The sequence below is a fragment of the Legionella gratiana genome (assembly GCF_001467695.1).
GTDB lineage: Bacteria > Pseudomonadota > Gammaproteobacteria > Legionellales > Legionellaceae > Legionella > Legionella gratiana.
The window spans coordinates 230,274-246,140 of the sequence record NZ_LNYE01000020.1 but is presented as its reverse complement, the minus strand read 5'-3'; the positions used below and the strand labels follow the sequence as shown (position 1 = coordinate 246,140).

Genomic DNA, 15,867 nt, shown 5'->3' with positions numbered 1-15,867 from the left:
ACCCACTAAGAGTTTTATACTGCGTTGCAAACTCACTCGGCGGTCATTTACTTTATGTAAACTCCATTTGCGCCTTGTCGAAAACCTACGGGGTTGTGCTCTATGTAAAAGCTCCTATCAGGGAAATGGCCATGTTAGAGTTCAGCCAAGCTTCTGTGATCGCTTAACTAAATATGAAGCTAAACTTCTTTTTCTTCAGGGCCATATATTTGATCTTTTAAAGACTGCATATATCCTGCCATAAAAAAGAGTTCCGCAACCAGACATAAAGGTGCGATCAGTGCTTGGTTACAATTATCCATAAAGGCAGGTCTTTTACCTCCCAAATAATGGCCATAAAATTGCAATCCTAACCCTATGATAAAAAAGATAATAAAAAACCAAACGCCAAAAGGTGTTGGTCCATCTTGGCTAAACCAATTTGCAATCAATAACAGAATAAACAGAATTGGTGTAAGCGCTAAAGCCAATTGCCAATGCAAACGAAAATAATAAACTAAGGCTCCCACAGTGGCGAAAAATGCAAGATTCGTCGCAAAAATACCGGGCATAATTATTTTTATAAAACCTAAGAAAATCATTGCAGCCAAAATGAGAATTGGGACACCTGCCAAATGAGTGTAACGTGTTTTGATATTTTGGTGATAGGCAGCATAAAATTGAGCTTGTTCGATAAATGATTTCATTTTAATGATAGAACTGATTGATGTATTTAAAACATAGCACATTTTTTTAAAAAAATCAGGGAGATATTAAAGACGCTCAAATAGGAATGGATTTCCGTTTTTGCGAAAATGACAAATCCTTTAGACAGGGCAGTGATAAAGGTTCGTTTTTGAAGTTCGCTACAACTATTTATCAAAAGAATATGTTCCTACCAGATACAGTACATTTCCATTTGTTGAAGAGCCAGGAATATAAGCGGCTTTGAGTGAAAGTTTTTTATAAAACATTCCAGCCCAGGGCACTATCCCTGGAAAAGGGATATTATGAAAGATGTCAGGACGAGCAGTAACCAGTACAGAAAAGCCTAAACCTGCCTTAAACTCTTTAGTGACATTTGCTACTTTCAAATATGCATATCCCGCAGTAGGTTCAACATTACGATGAGAGTCAAGGAATGCGATGGCATAAAGACCATGCCAATTTCCTTTTTCATCGAAAAAGCCCTTGCCTAATCCGCCGCCCCAGGCGAGCTCGTTGTATTTTTTTTCTTGCAGTCGCTCTGCAGAGTAAGTAAAGCGGTTATGCCAAGCATAGCCTGAAAAATAAAGGTCGGTATGCCCTTCTGTCCATACCTGATGTAGTCGATGACAAAGAGGTTTGAATAAAGGAAGCCAATATTTACATCCCTTTGGTTCTTCAGCGGCCAACTCAGTTTTTTTTGGGGCTTTACTATTCGTAGTTATTTTGATTGTATTAATGTTTGAGTTCTTGCCTATACTATGAGACGAAGAATTAGAAATCGTAGAAGGGTTACAAAATGTATTTAAAGAAAATACAATTAATAATCCTATAATGAAATTACGTACAGCCAATGGATTCATTTATTTATAACCTAGAGGAAATAATGTCAAATTTAATTTGAGCGAATTTACCTCATATTGATTTGCAGCGTTCTTGCTTATTAAGTTTAACTATTAAAAATAAGAGCATACTAACATGGACTTGTTTCGTAAAAAAGAGATTGGTGAATCATTTGAAGAAGGATCCTCTCTTATTAAGTGTCTTACTGCATTTGATCTCATTTTTTTAGGCATTGGCGCTATAATTGGTGCCGGTATTTTTGTTTTAACCGGAATAGTTGCTGCAGTAGATGCTGGTCCTGCAGTAATTTTTTCATATATATTAGCTGGATTTGCTTGTGTTTTCTCCGCATTATCTTATGCTGAATTGGCTGCTTCGCTTGGTGGATGTGGTAGTGCGTATGGGTATGCTTATGCTGGCTTTGGAGAGATTGTTGCCTGGATTGTTGGCTGGGACTTATTGTTTGAATATACTATTTCCGTTTCAGCCGTGTCCGTGGGATGGAGTAGTTATGCTAATGATTTTTTCTTGATTTTAAAACTACATATCCCCAAAGTACTTTTACATGGACCCGAAGATGGAGGTTTTTTCAATCTGCTAGCATGCATTATAATTATTGTCTTGATGGTATTATTAACTTGGGGGGTTAAATCCAGTGCCCGAGTTAATAACATTATGGTAATGACTAAGCTTTTAGTTATTTTGATTTTTATTGTGATTGCTATTGGAGAGGTCGAGCCTTCAAATTGGTCGCCTTTTTTCCCTTTTGGTTGGGAAGGAGTCGTGAAGGGGGCATCCTTAATATTTTTTGCTTATATTGGATTTGATGCAGTATCTACAGCTGCCGAAGAAGCGATCAACCCTCAACGTGATTTGCCGATTGGAATAATAGGATCGTTATTTATTTGTACCATTATATATATGATTGTTGCCACTTTGTTGACGGGGATCGCACATTACAGCACGCTTAATGTTGCATCACCAATTAGTCATGCCTTATTAGTTTTGGGGTATAAATCAATTGCAAGTCTTATTAGTGTGGGAGCGATAGCCGGGTTGACTACCGTAATGCTGGTTTTGTTTTATGGATTAACTCGTATTATGTTAGCCATGTCCCGGGATGGATTATTACCTAAGATTTTCTCACAAACCAATTCATATACGCATACTCCTGTTCGCATTATTATATTAAGTGGTATTTTTATGAGTTTATTTGCTGCATTTATTTCGATGCATGATCTCACTGAACTGGTGAATGTAGGTACTTTATTTGCTTTTTTAATGGTATGTGCCGGTGTTTTGTATTTGCATTATAAAAAACCAGAGCTGCACAGACCCTTTAAAACTCCAGGTATGCCCTATGTACCCATTTTAGGAATGATCAGTTGTTTTTATCTTATGATAAATTTGCCTTTGCTCACAATAATGCGTTTTGTCATTTGGATGGCTATTGGTTTAGTCGTTTATTTTTCGTTTGCGTATAAAAACAGTGCATTAGCAAAAAAGAAAACCAGAGTCTAGATTTTGGCCTAGGGGAGTAATGGAACAGCCAACAGACTTACGCTATATTCTTAGCGTTGAGGGAAGGTCCAATGCTTCACCAAGGTGGTTGTCGGAAACGATTGGGGCATGCTGACCTACGGGATCTTATCACCAATGCACCAGGCTGTAATTTAACGGCTATTCTTTAATTTTTTCTACACCCATTCCCAAAGGAATAAGCCATGAATTTATGTCGTATACCCTTAATATTCTCTAAATCGCTATTTGGTATTATGAAATTAGTTGATTAATATATTTTTTAGTTTTGGTGAGGTAATTACCATGTATGACCTTAGAACGGAAATGACGTTGAAGCGTCGAGCCCGTGTGATGCTTGAAGATGAAGATAAAGATGATGATGATAATTTATCCAATTTGATAAAAGAATCTTATATAGAAACAAGACAAGAAAAATCAATTAGCCGAGAACAGCTAGATAACGGTGAGTATCTCGTGGATGAGCGCATAATAGAACACTCAGAATCACACCCTTATCTCGACATCGAATTCAAAAAAGAATTATTAAATTTGGCTATTGTGAACTGTAAACCGAAAATATTCGCGACACTTTATGAGTCATTATTGTCTGATTGTAAAGGGAATTTTTGTTTAAATGATGAGCAACTATCCCAGATGGAGAATATAATCAAGGGTAACACAGAAGCAGAAGTGCTTCTTAAGATACGTAATTATGAGATAAAATATGTATTTGAGAAGCCTCCTATCGACATAAAAAAATTAAAGCGTATCTCAGAGGTCTTTCCAGATAAATATTCTTTCTCGGCACGTGTAGATGCCATTGAACCGCTTATCAAGCAACTTTCTTCATTACACGATGCTGCTGACAATGGAAAAAAAGCAGGTGCAAAAGAAATGAGAGAAATCGAAATAACACTTAAAAACGGGATTCAGGATTATCTTAAAGGCGGTGATGGAGGAAAAATCATTAGTAGTATGATACAAAGTATTTCGGGTAGCTTGAAAAAACTTGAGGAAAATAGCAGTAACGCACATCTTGTAAAGAATGTTTTGTTATGTCTATCGTTAATCGGCCCTCTTGTCAAGAAAGTAGCAACGGGATCTTGTTTTTTTAGTGAAGCACGAGCATCAAAAGAAAATAAAGACCGATGTCGAGGTATTAAAGCATCATTAAATGATATAAAAATGAACGAAGAAAATCACGTGATTAGCAAAACCCACACCAATTTGCCGTAATAGCTAACCCTTCTAGTTAAACAAAGAGAAGCCTTATTTGCAAAAAAGAATTTATTTTTTGAAGCTTGCTTAAATATTGCTTAATACCAATGCTGCAGAAATGATTGCTGCGGCAGGAATTGTAATGAGCCATGAAAAGAAAATTCTTCTGATGACATGCCAATGTGATCCTGCAATCCCATTAGTTAATCCAACTCCAGCAATCGCCCCCGTTACAGTATAAGTAGTAGAAACAGGGATACCGGATTGTGTTGCAATAAAAAGTGAAATTGCAGCTCCAGTTTCGGCGGCACAACCCTTTACGGTATCGAGTTTTGTTATTTTGGTTCCCATTGTATGTACAATGCGCCATCCTCCTGCAAGGGTTCCGAGACTTATTGCTGCTTGACATGAAATAACCACCCAATATGGAACATAAAAAGGCCCGTCTATCCAATCTGCTGAAAAGAGTAGTATAGAGATGATTCCCATAGTTTTTTGTCCATCATTACTTCCATGTGTTAGGCTAAGTAAAGCAGAAGAGCACAATTGAAACCCTTTAAAGAGCTTGAAATGAGTTTGTTTTGAGTTTTTCGAGCACTTATAAAAAAAATAGGTAATAAGTAATGCAATAAATAAACCAAGAGCGGGTGAAACAAAAATCCCACCTATGACTTTCGCAAAACCAGTCATTTTAAGCGATGAAAAACCTCCCTTCGCTATTGCAGCACCCGCTAACCCACCAATAAGCGCATGAGAAGAACTTGATGGAATTCCATAATACCAGGTGATGAGGTTCCAGAATATAGCGCCGATTAATGTGGCTAAAATAAAATGTGCATCAACAATGCCAGAATCGATTAAGTCGTTACCAATAGTTTTTGCTACAGTGAGATTAAACACTAAAAAAGCAATGAAATTGAAAAATGCGGCCCATATTACGGCTTGCTTGGGAGTCAAAACTCGAGTAGTGACAATTGTAGCAATAGAATTTGCTGCATCATGGAAGCCATTAATGAAATCGAAAATATAGGCAACCATGATCACAAAGAGTGTAAATAAAATGGTTGAGTCCATACTAAAGCAATTCCTTAAAATACTAGGGGCTGTTGACAATTTTACTCTCTTGGCCAAAAAGCCAAGGTTTTCTGCGTTACTTACATACTTCGTGTATGCTGGGCTTCGTGCTCGAAAATCAAAGTACATTGACTCAAGATAGCGAATTGCAAACAGACCTTTTTATATGTAATAACTACTTTTAGTCATTAACTTAGATACAATATGCATTAACAATTTGACAATGTAGGGTAGTTCTATTGCTCCGGCCTCCATAGCCAAAGTCGCATGTTGCTCTTCATCTTCTTTCATTTTGGTTAATAAGGAATGTGATTTTTTATCTTGCGCTGGCAGTTTTTGTAAATGTCGATGCAAATGGGCAGAGACTTGCCGTTCTGTCTCCATCACAAACCCCAAACTAACTTTATCTCCAGCTAATCCAGCAAGAGCGCCTAATACAAGGGAGCCACTATACCATAACGGATTGAGTACACTCGGTTTCGATCCCAATTCAGTTAATCGCTCTTCGCACCAGGCTAAATGATCAATTTCCTCAGCAGCTGCGTCGCTCATTTGTTTTTTTATATGAGTTAATTGCGCTGTTAAGGCCTGACCTTGATAAAGGGCTTGCGCACAAACTTCTCCGGCGTGATTTACTCGCATTAATCCTGCAATGTGTTTTTTCTCTTGAAGAGACAGTACCGCTTCAGGGAGATTTTTTGCTGGTGAATGACGAATCCCTATACGTTGCGCGGGTGGAAATAAGGTGCGCAAAGCATTATCTACTTCGTTTATTAATGTATCCATAGTGTTCATTTTGCGCATGGTGATTTTTTTGTGCTCTTTTATAATTGGGTAAATTGATTAATTGTCAAAGTTAATCGATTAACTAATTCATTAATCTCATCTTCATTAATAATCAATGGTGGCAAGAGCCGAACGACAGTATCCGCAGTGACGTTAAAGAGTATTCCATTAGCAAGTCCTTGCAAACGCATGTCACTGGCTGGTCGATCCATTTCAATACCTATTATATAGCCTTTACCACGAATTGCTTTAACATTTGGATGTTCGCCAAGATTTTTAATTAATGTTTCCATTAATATCGCGCTATTTTTTGTAACTTTTTCACAAATTTTATCGCGCTCAATGACTTCTAATACCGTTAAAGCAGTTGCACAAGCTAAAGGGTTGCCACCAAATGTTGAACCATGATTTCCAGGCTTAAATAAATCCTTTGCTCTTTTACTCATCAGACAAGCGCCAATGGGAACCCCATTAGCTAAACCTTTGGCTGTTGTAATAACGTCGGGCTGAATATCATAATGCATACAGGTAAATAATTTTCCAGTGCGGCCATTTCCAGTTTGGATTTCATCAAATATAAGCATCCAGTCATGTTGCTCACAAAGTTTTGCCAAGGAGCGAAGATAACTTTCTTCTGCTGCATGGATGCCACCTTCACCTTGAATCGGTTCAAGCATTACAGCGACGACATCTTCTCTGTTTGCTGCAATCGTATGAATAGCATCCAAGTCATTAAAGGGGGCACGGATGAATCCAGGTACTAAAGGTTCAAATCCTGCTTGTACTTTACGACTTCCCGATGCAGTCAATGTCGCCATGGTTCGACCATGAAAAGCTTTTTCCATAACAATGATGGATGGAGTTTCAATCCCTTTTTTGTGGCCAAAAAGACGGGTTAATTTGATGGCTGCTTCATTCACTTCAGCACCTGAATTGGCGAAAAAAACCTGCTCCATGCCCGTCATGGTGGTAAGTTTTTCTGCGAGTAACTCTTGTTGCTTAATATGAAAGGTATTCGATGTATGAATGAGTTTAGCCGCTTGTTGTTGTATCGTTTTGGTTACATCAGGATGAGCATGTCCTAACCCACAAACTGCTATCCCGCTTAAACCATCAAGATAGGCCTTTCCTTGTTCATCATACAACCAAACTCCTTCTCCATGTGTGAACGTTATTGGCATAGGATTGTAACTTGTAATTAAAGCCATAATGTTTTCCTTTAAAAACTTAAGGATTTCCATTTCAAATATATCCGAGAAAAAGAGGTTGTGTCCTATCTATGCGAGCTAAAAGTACTGAATCTGCTGAATTTTTATTCATTGTAGTGGTGGCTGCTGATTTCCCAAAAAAATTTAAAAAACACAGCATCTTCAGCACCTTTAGCTCACTCGCTACCGACCCAACTGCTTTTTCTAGGATTATCTCTTATTTTTATGGAAGAGCTAGTGATGGCTCACATTATAGCCACAACTTTCTTTTCTGCGCTATATGAAGACGAAAAATTCTATGGGCGAGTATGTTTGTATGAAAAGAGGGATTCCAATTTTAAAACGGGATCCCATATAAGTGCAGCTTATCCCTCTTTTTACTAGGGACAAGCTTTATAGTGTGAAAAAGGGATACCTACTTCATATTATCAGTAACAAAATCCCAGTTCACTAAATTCCAAAATGCAGTAACGTAGTCGGGTCGAGCATTACGGTAATCAATATAATAAGCGTGTTCCCATACATCGCAAGTCAATAGAGCGGTTAATCCCTCGGTCATCGGTGTGCCTGCATTGCTGGTGCTGATTATTTTTAACTCACCTGTACTGTCTTGAACAAGCCATGCCCAACCTGAGCCAAAAGTTGTGATTGCTGTTTGTGTAAATTGTTCTTTAAATGAATCAAAAGATCCAAAATATTTATTAATAGTTTCAGCGAGCTTGCCTTGGGGTTTACCACCACCGTTTGGACTTAGGCAATGCCAATAAAATGTATGATTCCAAATTTGTGCTGCGTTATTAAATATTCCTCCTTTTGATTTTTTGATAATTTCTTCTAATTTCATGGATTCAAATTCAGTACCAGGAATTAGTTTATTTAAGTTAGTCACATAGGCTTGGTGATGTTTGCCATAATGGTATTCCAGAGTTTCACTAGAAATATGAGGCTCTAACGCATTTTTTGCGTAGGGTAATTCAGGCAGTGTAATGGTCATCCTAATCTCCTAATTATTGTTTTGCGCTAAGTTTAGCAGGTAGACGGTGATATTCAATGAAGATTGCCCCTAATTAAGAAAAAAGCTTTTGTATCACTCCAAGGTTTACTGTAAGTAGGCTATACTTTTATTTTTGGTTATTATTAGATCAAATGGAGCATTGGTTGGCTTTTAACCAAAGATCTGTTAAGCTATTGTGCCAAAAAATTATTGATTGCGAGCTTGACAGGTTTTCGCAATAATGACTGTTATTAAACTTATTACTTATAGGGTGTGTGAGTGGATACTTTAGAAAAAATTAAAAAGCAAATAACAGAAAACGCTATTTTGCTTTATATGAAAGGTACACCGAAGATACCACAATGCGGGTTTTCTGCGCGCGCAGTTCAATGTATTGAGGCATGTGGTGTTGATTTCGCTTATGTAGATGTGCTTACTAATCCAGATATTCGCCAAACGTTACCTCAGTTTTCTGATTGGCCTACCTTTCCACAGCTTTACATCAAAGGAGAGTTAATTGGTGGCTCAGACATTATTGCTGAGTTGTTTCAACAAGGTGAATTAGAAACCATGCTGCGTGATGCAATCGCTGCATAAAAAGAGTCTGTTGACAATTCGTTAGATTGGCCATGATGTGATTTTAGAGTGTAACGGCTTACATGTATAAATAAGTGTTGGAGCGTAACCAATCGTTCCACTTGTCAAGAGAATAGAATTGTCTACAATCCATGAAGAAACATACATAATTACAATTAATGGAGATCATAGAATGAGTGTATTAGTGGGAAGAAAAGCTCCTGATTTTACTGTCGCTGCTATTTTGCCAAATGGTGAAATTATGGATAAATTTAATTTACACGAGCATTTAAAAGGTAAGTATGGTCTCGTGTTTTTTTATCCTTTGGATTTTACCTTTGTATGTCCTTCTGAGTTGATTGCTTTAGATCATCGCATCGATGATTTTAAAAGCCGTAATGTTGAAGTGGTTTCTGTTTCTATTGATTCACACTTTACTCATAATGCATACAGAAATACCCCAGTGAACAAAGGTGGTATTGGTTCTGTTCGATATACCATGGCTGCAGACATAACTCATAGTATTTGTCAGTCTTATGGTGTAGAGCATCCTGCAGCAGGTGTTGCTTTCCGTGGCGCATTTATTATTGATACTAATGGTATCGTTCGCTCGCAAATCGTCAATGATTTACCCATTGGCCGTAACATAGATGAAATTCTAAGAATCATTGATGCCGTACAGCACTTTGAGGAAAACGGTGAAGTTTGTCCTGCGGGTTGGCAAAAAGGGAAGGCAGGCATGACCGCTTCTACAGAAGGAGTTGCCGCATACTTATCAGAGCATTCTGACTCATTATAAGGCGCATAGCTCGGATTATGCTTTATCCAATCTGGATACATATTCTCCTATCTCAACCGCCACATGTTTGCCATGTGGCAAAATAGATCTGCAGTCTTTTCTGCATCATAAATTGCTGAATGAGCCTCTTGAGCATCAAAAGGAATTCCGGCTGCCTGCGCTGCTTTGGCTAATACGGTTTGTCCGAAAATAAAACCGCCTAATGTTGCTGTATCAAAGCAAGTGAATGCATGAAATGGAGATTTAACCCCCGTTCTTTTTATGGCTTCTTTTATAAATAATAAATCAAACCATGCATTGTGGCCGACTAAAACAGCCCGTTGGCATTGAAACGTTTTGAGTGCAGTAAAAATCGGTTGAAATAAATTTTCTAAGGCCTTTTTTTCATCTATTGCAAAGCGTAATGGTTGAAAGGGATCAATTTGATTAAATTCAAGTGACTTGGGGTCTAGTTCGGAACCAGGGAAAGGCAAAATATGCTCAAAATAGCTTTCTCCTCGATAAAAAGTACCTTCTTTATCCATAAGAATAAGCACGATGCACATCTCTAGCAGTGCATTTTTCTGGGGCTCAACACCGGCAGTTTCAACATCAACAACTACAGGCAAAAAACCACGAAATCGTTGCTTTATGTGTGTGCCAAATAAAGGACTATGATTCATAGATAGTCCATTGAATCGTTTCTCCAGCTGCTATGGGAACAACTTGACTCAAACCTAAGGGTAAATAATCGGGGATTATTTGGGGTGACTTAATTAGTTCGATTTGTTGCTGATTAATAGGCAATTGATAAAATTCGGCGCCAAAGTGACTTAAAAAATGGTTTAATTGTCTTAATTGGTTTAATTCATCAAACACTTGCGCATATAAAGCCAAAGCAAATGGAGCAGAATAAATTCCGGCACATCCACAAGCGTTCTCTTTCGTGCTTACAGTGTGTGGCGCACTATCTGTTCCAGCAAAAAATTTAGGGTTGCCACTGCATACAGCATTTTGTAATGCCTTTTGATCCTTTTCATGTTTTAAAATAGGCAAGCAATAGTAATGTGGCCTAAGTCCTCCCACAAGTAATTTATTACGATTGTACAATAAATGATGTGGGGTAATGGTTGCCGAAACCGTTTTCGGGGCTTGCATCACATATTCTACAGCGATGCGTGTAGAGATATGTTCAAATACAATTCTCAGCTTAGGGAAGTTACTGACTATAGGCTTTAAATATTCATCGATAAATAAAGATTCTCGCTCAAATATATCACTATGAGTCACTTCGCCATGAATTTGCAGTACTAGATTATTGCTTTGTAATACTTCAAAAAGAGGATAAAGAGCGGGAAGAGATTTTGCTCCAGCTTCAGAATTCGTTGTAGCGCCAGCTGGGTATAGCTTTGCTCCTAAAATATAGGGTATATTTGCCGCTTGATTTAAGTCTTCGGCACTTACAGAATCATTCAAATAAAAAGTCATATAAGGCTCAAAAGCGCTTTCTTTAGGTAAGGCCGCAAGAATCCTGGTTCTGTAATCGTTAATTAAGGATAGAGAGGTAAGTGCTGGTTTAAGATTTGGCATAATTAATGCACGAGCAAAATGCTGAGCACTGCCTATTACTGTATGTTGTAATAGTTCATTATCCCTAAGATGGACGTGCCAATCGTCAGGGCGATTAATGCGTAACGTTTGTATCATAAAGATCTCATCATTTTGCCGATAAGTAAGGATAACACGAATTAATATCTGAATCTTCTATACTACGCATCAAAAAGCCATATTTAGCACATCTTGAGTGAAATATATTCTCAAAATGGCTCGCATAAAGAGTATTTATAAAAGTCAACTTATAAAATTTTTAGCATAATGTAAAAACTTCTTTTTAATTATGTTGACAGAATGATAGTATCATCCTCATTTGCGCTGATTAATAATTAATCGCGCGCTAAAATATTAAAATTTTTCATTGTGCTCAAAAAAAATATGCGATGGGCAAAAAATGCATATCTACTTGAAAAATATTATTTTTTTTTAATAATTTTTCTTGACTTATTCCATTCCACTGCTAATACTCAACACTGTTGCATGCATCGACCTGAAGCGACGAAGGCATGCTAATGACAACTCCTAGTAGAGAGTTATCAATGAATATAGAAAGACAATAATAATTTATGCGGAGACATAAGCATGTTAAGTTTAAAGAAAACAACTTTGGCAATTTTGGCTTTAGGCAGCAGTACACTGTTTGCAGGTACCATGGGACCAGTTTGTACTCCAGGTAATGTGACTGTTCCTTGTCCAAATGATGGATGGAACGTTGGTGGACAAGCTTTAGTATTACAAACAATGACTGATAATGACGTTACTTTGGACTTGGGTATAGATACTACTCCTCCTGTCGTTGGCGGTTTTCTTCATACTGATGTAGATGCTCAATGGAACTGGGGTTTCCAAATCGAAGGTTCTTATCATTTCAATACTGGAAATGATATTACTCTAACTTGGTATCATTTAGATACAAACTGGAATAACAGCACATTTACTCCAGGTATACCGGGCTTAGACGACATACTAATTGGTTTTGGTAACAAAAACAGATGGGATGCAGTTAACGGTGAATTTGGCCAGTTTGTTGATGTGAGTGCCAACAAGAAAATCCGTTTCCATGGCGGCTTCCAATTTGCAAGCATTAAGAGAAGTGTTCATGCGTTTGCTACTGATGTAGATGCTGATCCAGATGATTTCCTTGCTCGCTTTAATGGAAATACTCAATACAACGGCTTTGGTCCACGTACTGGTATCGATATGAATTACGTATTCGGTAACGGTTTCGGAATTTATGCTAAAGCAGCTGCTGCAGTATTAGTAGGTACTGCGAAGCACGGCTACAACTTTGACGTTTTCACTAGCGGTGCTGGCGAAGTATTTGACTTTAATATTAGCGGAAGCAGAACAACCGTTGTTCCTGAACTAGAAGCTAAATTAGGTGCTAGCTATACTTATGCAATGGCACAAGGTGATTTAAGTCTAGATGCTGGATACATGTGGTTTGACTACATCCATGCATTAAATACAACTGTATTACCAGTAACAGCTACTGATTTTGCTGCTGCAGGTCCTTACTTCGGTCTGAAGTATGTTGGAAATGTTTAATTTCTTAATTGATTAAGATCTTATAAAGCCCGTCTTAATGATGGGCTTTTTTTTTCTAATGGAGTATTCATGTTTAAAAAAGTAACTATCGCTGTGTTTGGATTGGCAGCAAATGTAGCTACTGCCGGAAGTATGGGCCCAGTTTGTACCCCAGGCAATGTTACCGTTCCTTGCGAAACAAAACTTTGGGACTTTAGTGCGCAAGCCCTCTATTTGAGATCGGTTTATGGTAGTGAAAAAGCATTTGAGCCGGGTACCTTTCCCATAAATAAAGAAGTAAAAAATGAATGGAATTGGGGGTATCGTTTAGAAGGTTCTTATCATTTTAATACTGGAAATGATATTACTGTTAATTGGATGCATTTCAGTAGTTCTATAGACCCCACCAGTTTTTTAGGGATTCTTACAGTCCCAGCAATAGGCTTACCACCGATTCCTACTCCATTTGAATTAACAAGTTTTAATAGAATCGATCAAGTTAATATAGTCATGGGACAACGTACGGATCTTAGTATGAGAGACAAGCTACGTTTCTACGGAGGCTTGCAATATGCTAATATACAATCAACAGCTACAAGCTATTATATAACGCAACAAATCCCCCCCTTACCCCCTATTTTTGCCAGCAATCCTTTAAGCAAATTCAATAATACTAATTATAAAGGATTTGGGCCTGTTGTTGGATTAGACTACGCATACAACATTACGGACTCACTAAGTATCACTGCTAACGGAGCAGGATCAATACTATACGGAACAAATCGTTATCAAGCTGGTTTTGTAATGGCGCCGTTCGATGCTATTGTTGAGCAAGTTTTCTTCCGTAAAAAAGGGATTGTTCCTAGTTTAGAAGCTAAACTTGGAGTGAACTATGCTCATGCTACTCCTATAGGTATTGCAAATATCCAAGCAGGGTACCAAGTAGTTAATTATTTCCATGTACTCGAGGAGCAACCATTCGCAAACCTAATAGGTCCTGTTCGTTCAGTAGACTATGGAGTTTTTGGTCCCTATTTCGGACTAAAACTCATTGGTGATGCATAACCCAACTACGCTACTCTGTGTAGCGGCAGAATTCAAAATAAAAACCCATAAATTATGGGTTTTTTTTGATTTATAGTAACAAAAATTATGCAAATTTATAATAAAATGACTAGGAAGTTTCCATTTCCCAAGATATAATTTCTCCCCCTCCCGATGTGGAAGTAAAAATAATAAACAGGAGTACCGAATGAAGTTCAAAATAGTTTTATTGGCTTTGATCTGTTTATCATCACCACTCTATGCAGAAAATGATCAACAACTACAACGCCAGATAACACAGCTGCAAAAACAAGCACAACTGTTGCAAACACAATTAGATGCTTTACAAAAGGAGCTAGTTGCTCATAAAGTGAAGCAAAGCAACAAAGTAGCAAAACCAGTAGCCACCAAAGCAGTGTCAAAACCTGTCAAAAAACAGAGAGATGTCCGTAGTAAGAAAGAAGAGATGATCAAATATCATTCATCCAATATTTCGGTTCATACGCCTGAAGAACACCCAGAATCTATAGGTTTTTATCCCACAGCCTTAGTAGCTGATAATCGGGTAGTTACCTATATTGCTGGAACTCCTGTGGTAGCCTCGCCATACTTAGGGGATCGTCCCGCATTTGATGGTTCTGATTATATTGTCAATATTTCAAGTATCAACCGCGACATTCGTTTAATGCAACAACGTCGAAAATTATATAGAGCTTATCATAGTATGGGATACCCTATTCCGAACCGACCAATAATAGCAATCAGTGGTAAAGCAGAACCTGTGGGAATGATGAACAGTGATTATGTGGGCGGAACAAATGTTGATTTGACTCTTGGTTCAAGCGAGGTGGATGTTGCGGCAGCGCTTAACCAAAACGTTGAGGCTTACATAGCAATTGCTTATGATTCAAATCCACCAGATGTTGGTCCTAGGATCAACAATTCAGCATTTAATCTGAATATGGGTTTTGTGAACATTGGCAACTTAGATAAAACACCTTTTTATTTTACAGCGGGACAATTGTATGTTCCTTTTGGACGTTACTCCAGTTCGATGATTAGTGCTCCGTTAACGTTAAACCTAGCACGAACTAAAACCAGACCTTTCATTTTAGGGTACAAGTCTCAAGGAGATTCAGGACCATTTGTGGCAACCTATATTTATAGAAGCGATACGACACTAGGACGGGCTGGGGTAGGCGGTGCAAATGCAGGTTACAGTTTTGCACATAATGATATTAGAGGTGAAGTAGGAGCAAGTTATATTAGCTCCATAGATGATGCAGCAGGAATGCAGAGCACGGCAGCGAATCCAGGTACTTTTGGCGGTTTTGGTTCCTTACTTAACGGGAATGAAGCAGTGCGAAAAACTCAAGCCGTAGATGTTTATGGAAATATGGGATATGACCGCTTCAATGTCGCTGCAGAATGGGTGGGTACAACGCAGGCATTTAGGGTACAGGATTTAAGTTTTAACGGACGTGGTGCAAAACCACAGGCATTGCAAACAGAGATTGATATGACCTTTAGAGCATTCAATAGACCTTCATCTATTGGCGTGGGTTATCAATGGACTAAAGATGCATTGGCGCTCAATTTGCCTCAACATCGTTTTATCGGTGTATTTAACATTTCAATTTGGAAAGATACTGTAGAAAGTATTGAATACCGACACGAAATAGATTATAGCGCAAATGACTTTGCAAATGGAGCAGCTCCTCCTGGTCTTGTAAATGCACCTACTTTAGGCACAGGTGGCACTGCTGATACCGTATCAGCACAAATTGGAGTTTACTTCTAATAAAATATCATACATCTTATAAGCAGCCTGAGTGCTAGAAAGTACTCAGGCTCAGCATCTGAACTCGCTCTTTACCGACCCAACTGCTTTTTTAGGTCAAATTATAGTGGTGATCGTTGCACGCTAGAATTGGCTAAGCCAAAATCCATTTCAAATAAGAAGATTAACAATCAAGCAATCTGTGCTATCTTTTAACTTA

At 38.1% G+C, this 15,867-nt stretch carries 15 protein-coding genes; 7 read left to right on the top strand and 8 right to left on the bottom strand.

Features of this window, described 5'->3' with window-relative positions:
- Positions 1 to 179 precede the first annotated feature (179 nt).
- Together Lgra_RS05930 and pagP are read right to left on the bottom strand one after the other, a co-directional pair.
- The gene (locus tag Lgra_RS05930) at positions 180 to 686 is read right to left on the bottom strand and encodes an Mpo1 family 2-hydroxy fatty acid dioxygenase (RefSeq protein WP_058498710.1); all 507 of its coding nucleotides are present in this window, start codon (positions 684 to 686) and stop codon (positions 180 to 182) included.
- Positions 687 to 851: 165 nt separating this feature from the next.
- Positions 852 to 1,547, bottom strand: a complete 696-nt coding sequence (pagP, locus tag Lgra_RS05925; RefSeq protein WP_058498348.1) for a lipid IV(A) palmitoyltransferase PagP — start codon at positions 1,545 to 1,547, stop codon at positions 852 to 854.
- 115 nt (positions 1,548 to 1,662) lie between these two features.
- On the opposite strand from pagP, the gene Lgra_RS05920 reads away from it, so the two are divergent.
- Both Lgra_RS05920 and Lgra_RS05915 read left to right on the top strand, forming a co-directional pair.
- The gene (locus Lgra_RS05920) at positions 1,663 to 3,048 is read left to right on the top strand and encodes an amino acid permease (protein WP_058498347.1); all 1,386 of its coding nucleotides are present in this window, start codon (positions 1,663 to 1,665) and stop codon (positions 3,046 to 3,048) included.
- Between the two features lie 303 nt (positions 3,049 to 3,351).
- Positions 3,352 to 4,284, top strand: a complete 933-nt coding sequence (locus Lgra_RS05915) for a hypothetical protein (RefSeq protein WP_058498346.1) — start codon at positions 3,352 to 3,354, stop codon at positions 4,282 to 4,284.
- Between the two features lie 69 nt (positions 4,285 to 4,353).
- On the opposite strand, the gene Lgra_RS05910 is transcribed toward Lgra_RS05915, so the two are convergent.
- From Lgra_RS05910 to sodB, 4 genes are all read right to left on the bottom strand, one after another.
- Positions 4,354 to 5,340: an inorganic phosphate transporter gene (locus tag Lgra_RS05910; RefSeq protein ID WP_058498345.1), complete on the bottom strand. Its 987-nt coding sequence runs from the start codon at positions 5,338 to 5,340 to the stop codon at positions 4,354 to 4,356.
- Positions 5,341 to 5,502: 162 nt separating this feature from the next.
- Positions 5,503 to 6,135, bottom strand: a complete 633-nt coding sequence (coq7, locus tag Lgra_RS05905) for a 2-polyprenyl-3-methyl-6-methoxy-1,4-benzoquinone monooxygenase (RefSeq protein ID WP_425324448.1) — start codon at positions 6,133 to 6,135, stop codon at positions 5,503 to 5,505.
- A gap of 29 nt (positions 6,136 to 6,164) precedes the next feature.
- On the bottom strand, positions 6,165 to 7,334 hold the full coding sequence (locus Lgra_RS05900; protein WP_058498343.1) for an aspartate aminotransferase family protein: 1,170 nt from the start codon (positions 7,332 to 7,334) through the stop codon (positions 6,165 to 6,167).
- Between the two features lie 415 nt (positions 7,335 to 7,749).
- On the bottom strand, positions 7,750 to 8,328 hold the full coding sequence (gene sodB / locus Lgra_RS05895; RefSeq protein ID WP_058498342.1) for a superoxide dismutase [Fe]: 579 nt from the start codon (positions 8,326 to 8,328) through the stop codon (positions 7,750 to 7,752).
- 279 nt (positions 8,329 to 8,607) lie between these two features.
- Here sodB and grxD point away from each other — a divergent pair, with 279 nt between their 5' ends.
- Positions 8,608 to 8,925 carry a Grx4 family monothiol glutaredoxin gene (grxD, locus tag Lgra_RS05890; protein WP_058498341.1) on the top strand — a complete coding sequence of 106 codons (318 nt, stop codon included), beginning with the start codon at positions 8,608 to 8,610 and terminating at the stop codon, positions 8,923 to 8,925.
- Positions 8,926 to 9,097: 172 nt separating this feature from the next.
- Entirely contained in the window at positions 9,098 to 9,703 is a 606-nt protein-coding gene (locus tag Lgra_RS05885; protein WP_058498340.1) for a peroxiredoxin, read from the top strand.
- A 47-nt stretch (positions 9,704 to 9,750) separates the two neighbouring features.
- On the opposite strand, the gene rnt is transcribed toward Lgra_RS05885, so the two are convergent.
- Together rnt and pyrC are read right to left on the bottom strand one after the other, a co-directional pair.
- A complete protein-coding gene (gene rnt / locus Lgra_RS05880) occupies positions 9,751 to 10,365 on the bottom strand; it encodes a ribonuclease T (RefSeq protein WP_058498339.1) in 615 nt (204 codons plus the stop codon).
- Positions 10,355 to 11,386: a dihydroorotase gene (gene pyrC / locus Lgra_RS05875; protein WP_172468406.1), complete on the bottom strand. Its 1,032-nt coding sequence runs from the start codon at positions 11,384 to 11,386 to the stop codon at positions 10,355 to 10,357. Before pyrC ends, rnt begins: the two co-directional genes overlap by 11 nt.
- A gap of 492 nt (positions 11,387 to 11,878) precedes the next feature.
- On the opposite strand from pyrC, the gene Lgra_RS05870 reads away from it, so the two are divergent.
- The 3 genes from Lgra_RS05870 to Lgra_RS05860 all read left to right on the top strand — a co-directional run bounded on the left by Lgra_RS05870 (position 11,879) and on the right by Lgra_RS05860 (position 15,668).
- A complete protein-coding gene (locus tag Lgra_RS05870) occupies positions 11,879 to 12,844 on the top strand; it encodes an Lpg1974 family pore-forming outer membrane protein (protein ID WP_058498337.1) in 966 nt (321 codons plus the stop codon).
- A gap of 69 nt (positions 12,845 to 12,913) precedes the next feature.
- Positions 12,914 to 13,888: an Lpg1974 family pore-forming outer membrane protein gene (locus Lgra_RS05865; RefSeq protein ID WP_058498336.1), complete on the top strand. Its 975-nt coding sequence runs from the start codon at positions 12,914 to 12,916 to the stop codon at positions 13,886 to 13,888.
- A gap of 187 nt (positions 13,889 to 14,075) precedes the next feature.
- Complete coding sequence (locus Lgra_RS05860) at positions 14,076 to 15,668, top strand: LbtU family siderophore porin (protein ID WP_058498335.1); 1,593 nt, start codon at positions 14,076 to 14,078, stop codon at positions 15,666 to 15,668.
- The last annotated feature ends 199 nt before the right edge of the window (positions 15,669 to 15,867 follow it).

Bases quoted from the DNA above. Each gene is read 5' to 3' on its own strand.
- Lgra_RS05920 (WP_058498347.1), top strand. From the start codon at position 1,663: ATGGACTTGTTTCGTAAAAAAGAGATTGGTGAATCATTTGAAGAAGGA.
- Lgra_RS05915 (WP_058498346.1), top strand. From the start codon at position 3,352: ATGTATGACCTTAGAACGGAAATGACGTTGAAGCGTCGAGCCCGTGTG.
- rnt (WP_058498339.1), bottom strand. From the start codon at position 10,365: ATGAATCATAGTCCTTTATTTGGCACACACATAAAGCAACGATTTCGT.
- Lgra_RS05865 (WP_058498336.1), top strand. From the start codon at position 12,914: ATGTTTAAAAAAGTAACTATCGCTGTGTTTGGATTGGCAGCAAATGTA.
- Lgra_RS05900 (WP_058498343.1), bottom strand. From the start codon at position 7,334: ATGGCTTTAATTACAAGTTACAATCCTATGCCAATAACGTTCACACAT.
- pagP (WP_058498348.1), bottom strand. From the start codon at position 1,547: ATGAATCCATTGGCTGTACGTAATTTCATTATAGGATTATTAATTGTA.
- sodB (WP_058498342.1), bottom strand. From the start codon at position 8,328: ATGACCATTACACTGCCTGAATTACCCTACGCAAAAAATGCGTTAGAG.
- coq7 (WP_425324448.1), bottom strand. From the start codon at position 6,135: ATGAACACTATGGATACATTAATAAACGAAGTAGATAATGCTTTGCGC.
- Lgra_RS05930 (WP_058498710.1), bottom strand. From the start codon at position 686: ATGAAATCATTTATCGAACAAGCTCAATTTTATGCTGCCTATCACCAA.
- Lgra_RS05860 (WP_058498335.1), top strand. From the start codon at position 14,076: ATGAAGTTCAAAATAGTTTTATTGGCTTTGATCTGTTTATCATCACCA.
- Lgra_RS05910 (WP_058498345.1), bottom strand. From the start codon at position 5,340: ATGGACTCAACCATTTTATTTACACTCTTTGTGATCATGGTTGCCTAT.
- Lgra_RS05870 (WP_058498337.1), top strand. From the start codon at position 11,879: ATGTTAAGTTTAAAGAAAACAACTTTGGCAATTTTGGCTTTAGGCAGC.
- Lgra_RS05885 (WP_058498340.1), top strand. From the start codon at position 9,098: ATGAGTGTATTAGTGGGAAGAAAAGCTCCTGATTTTACTGTCGCTGCT.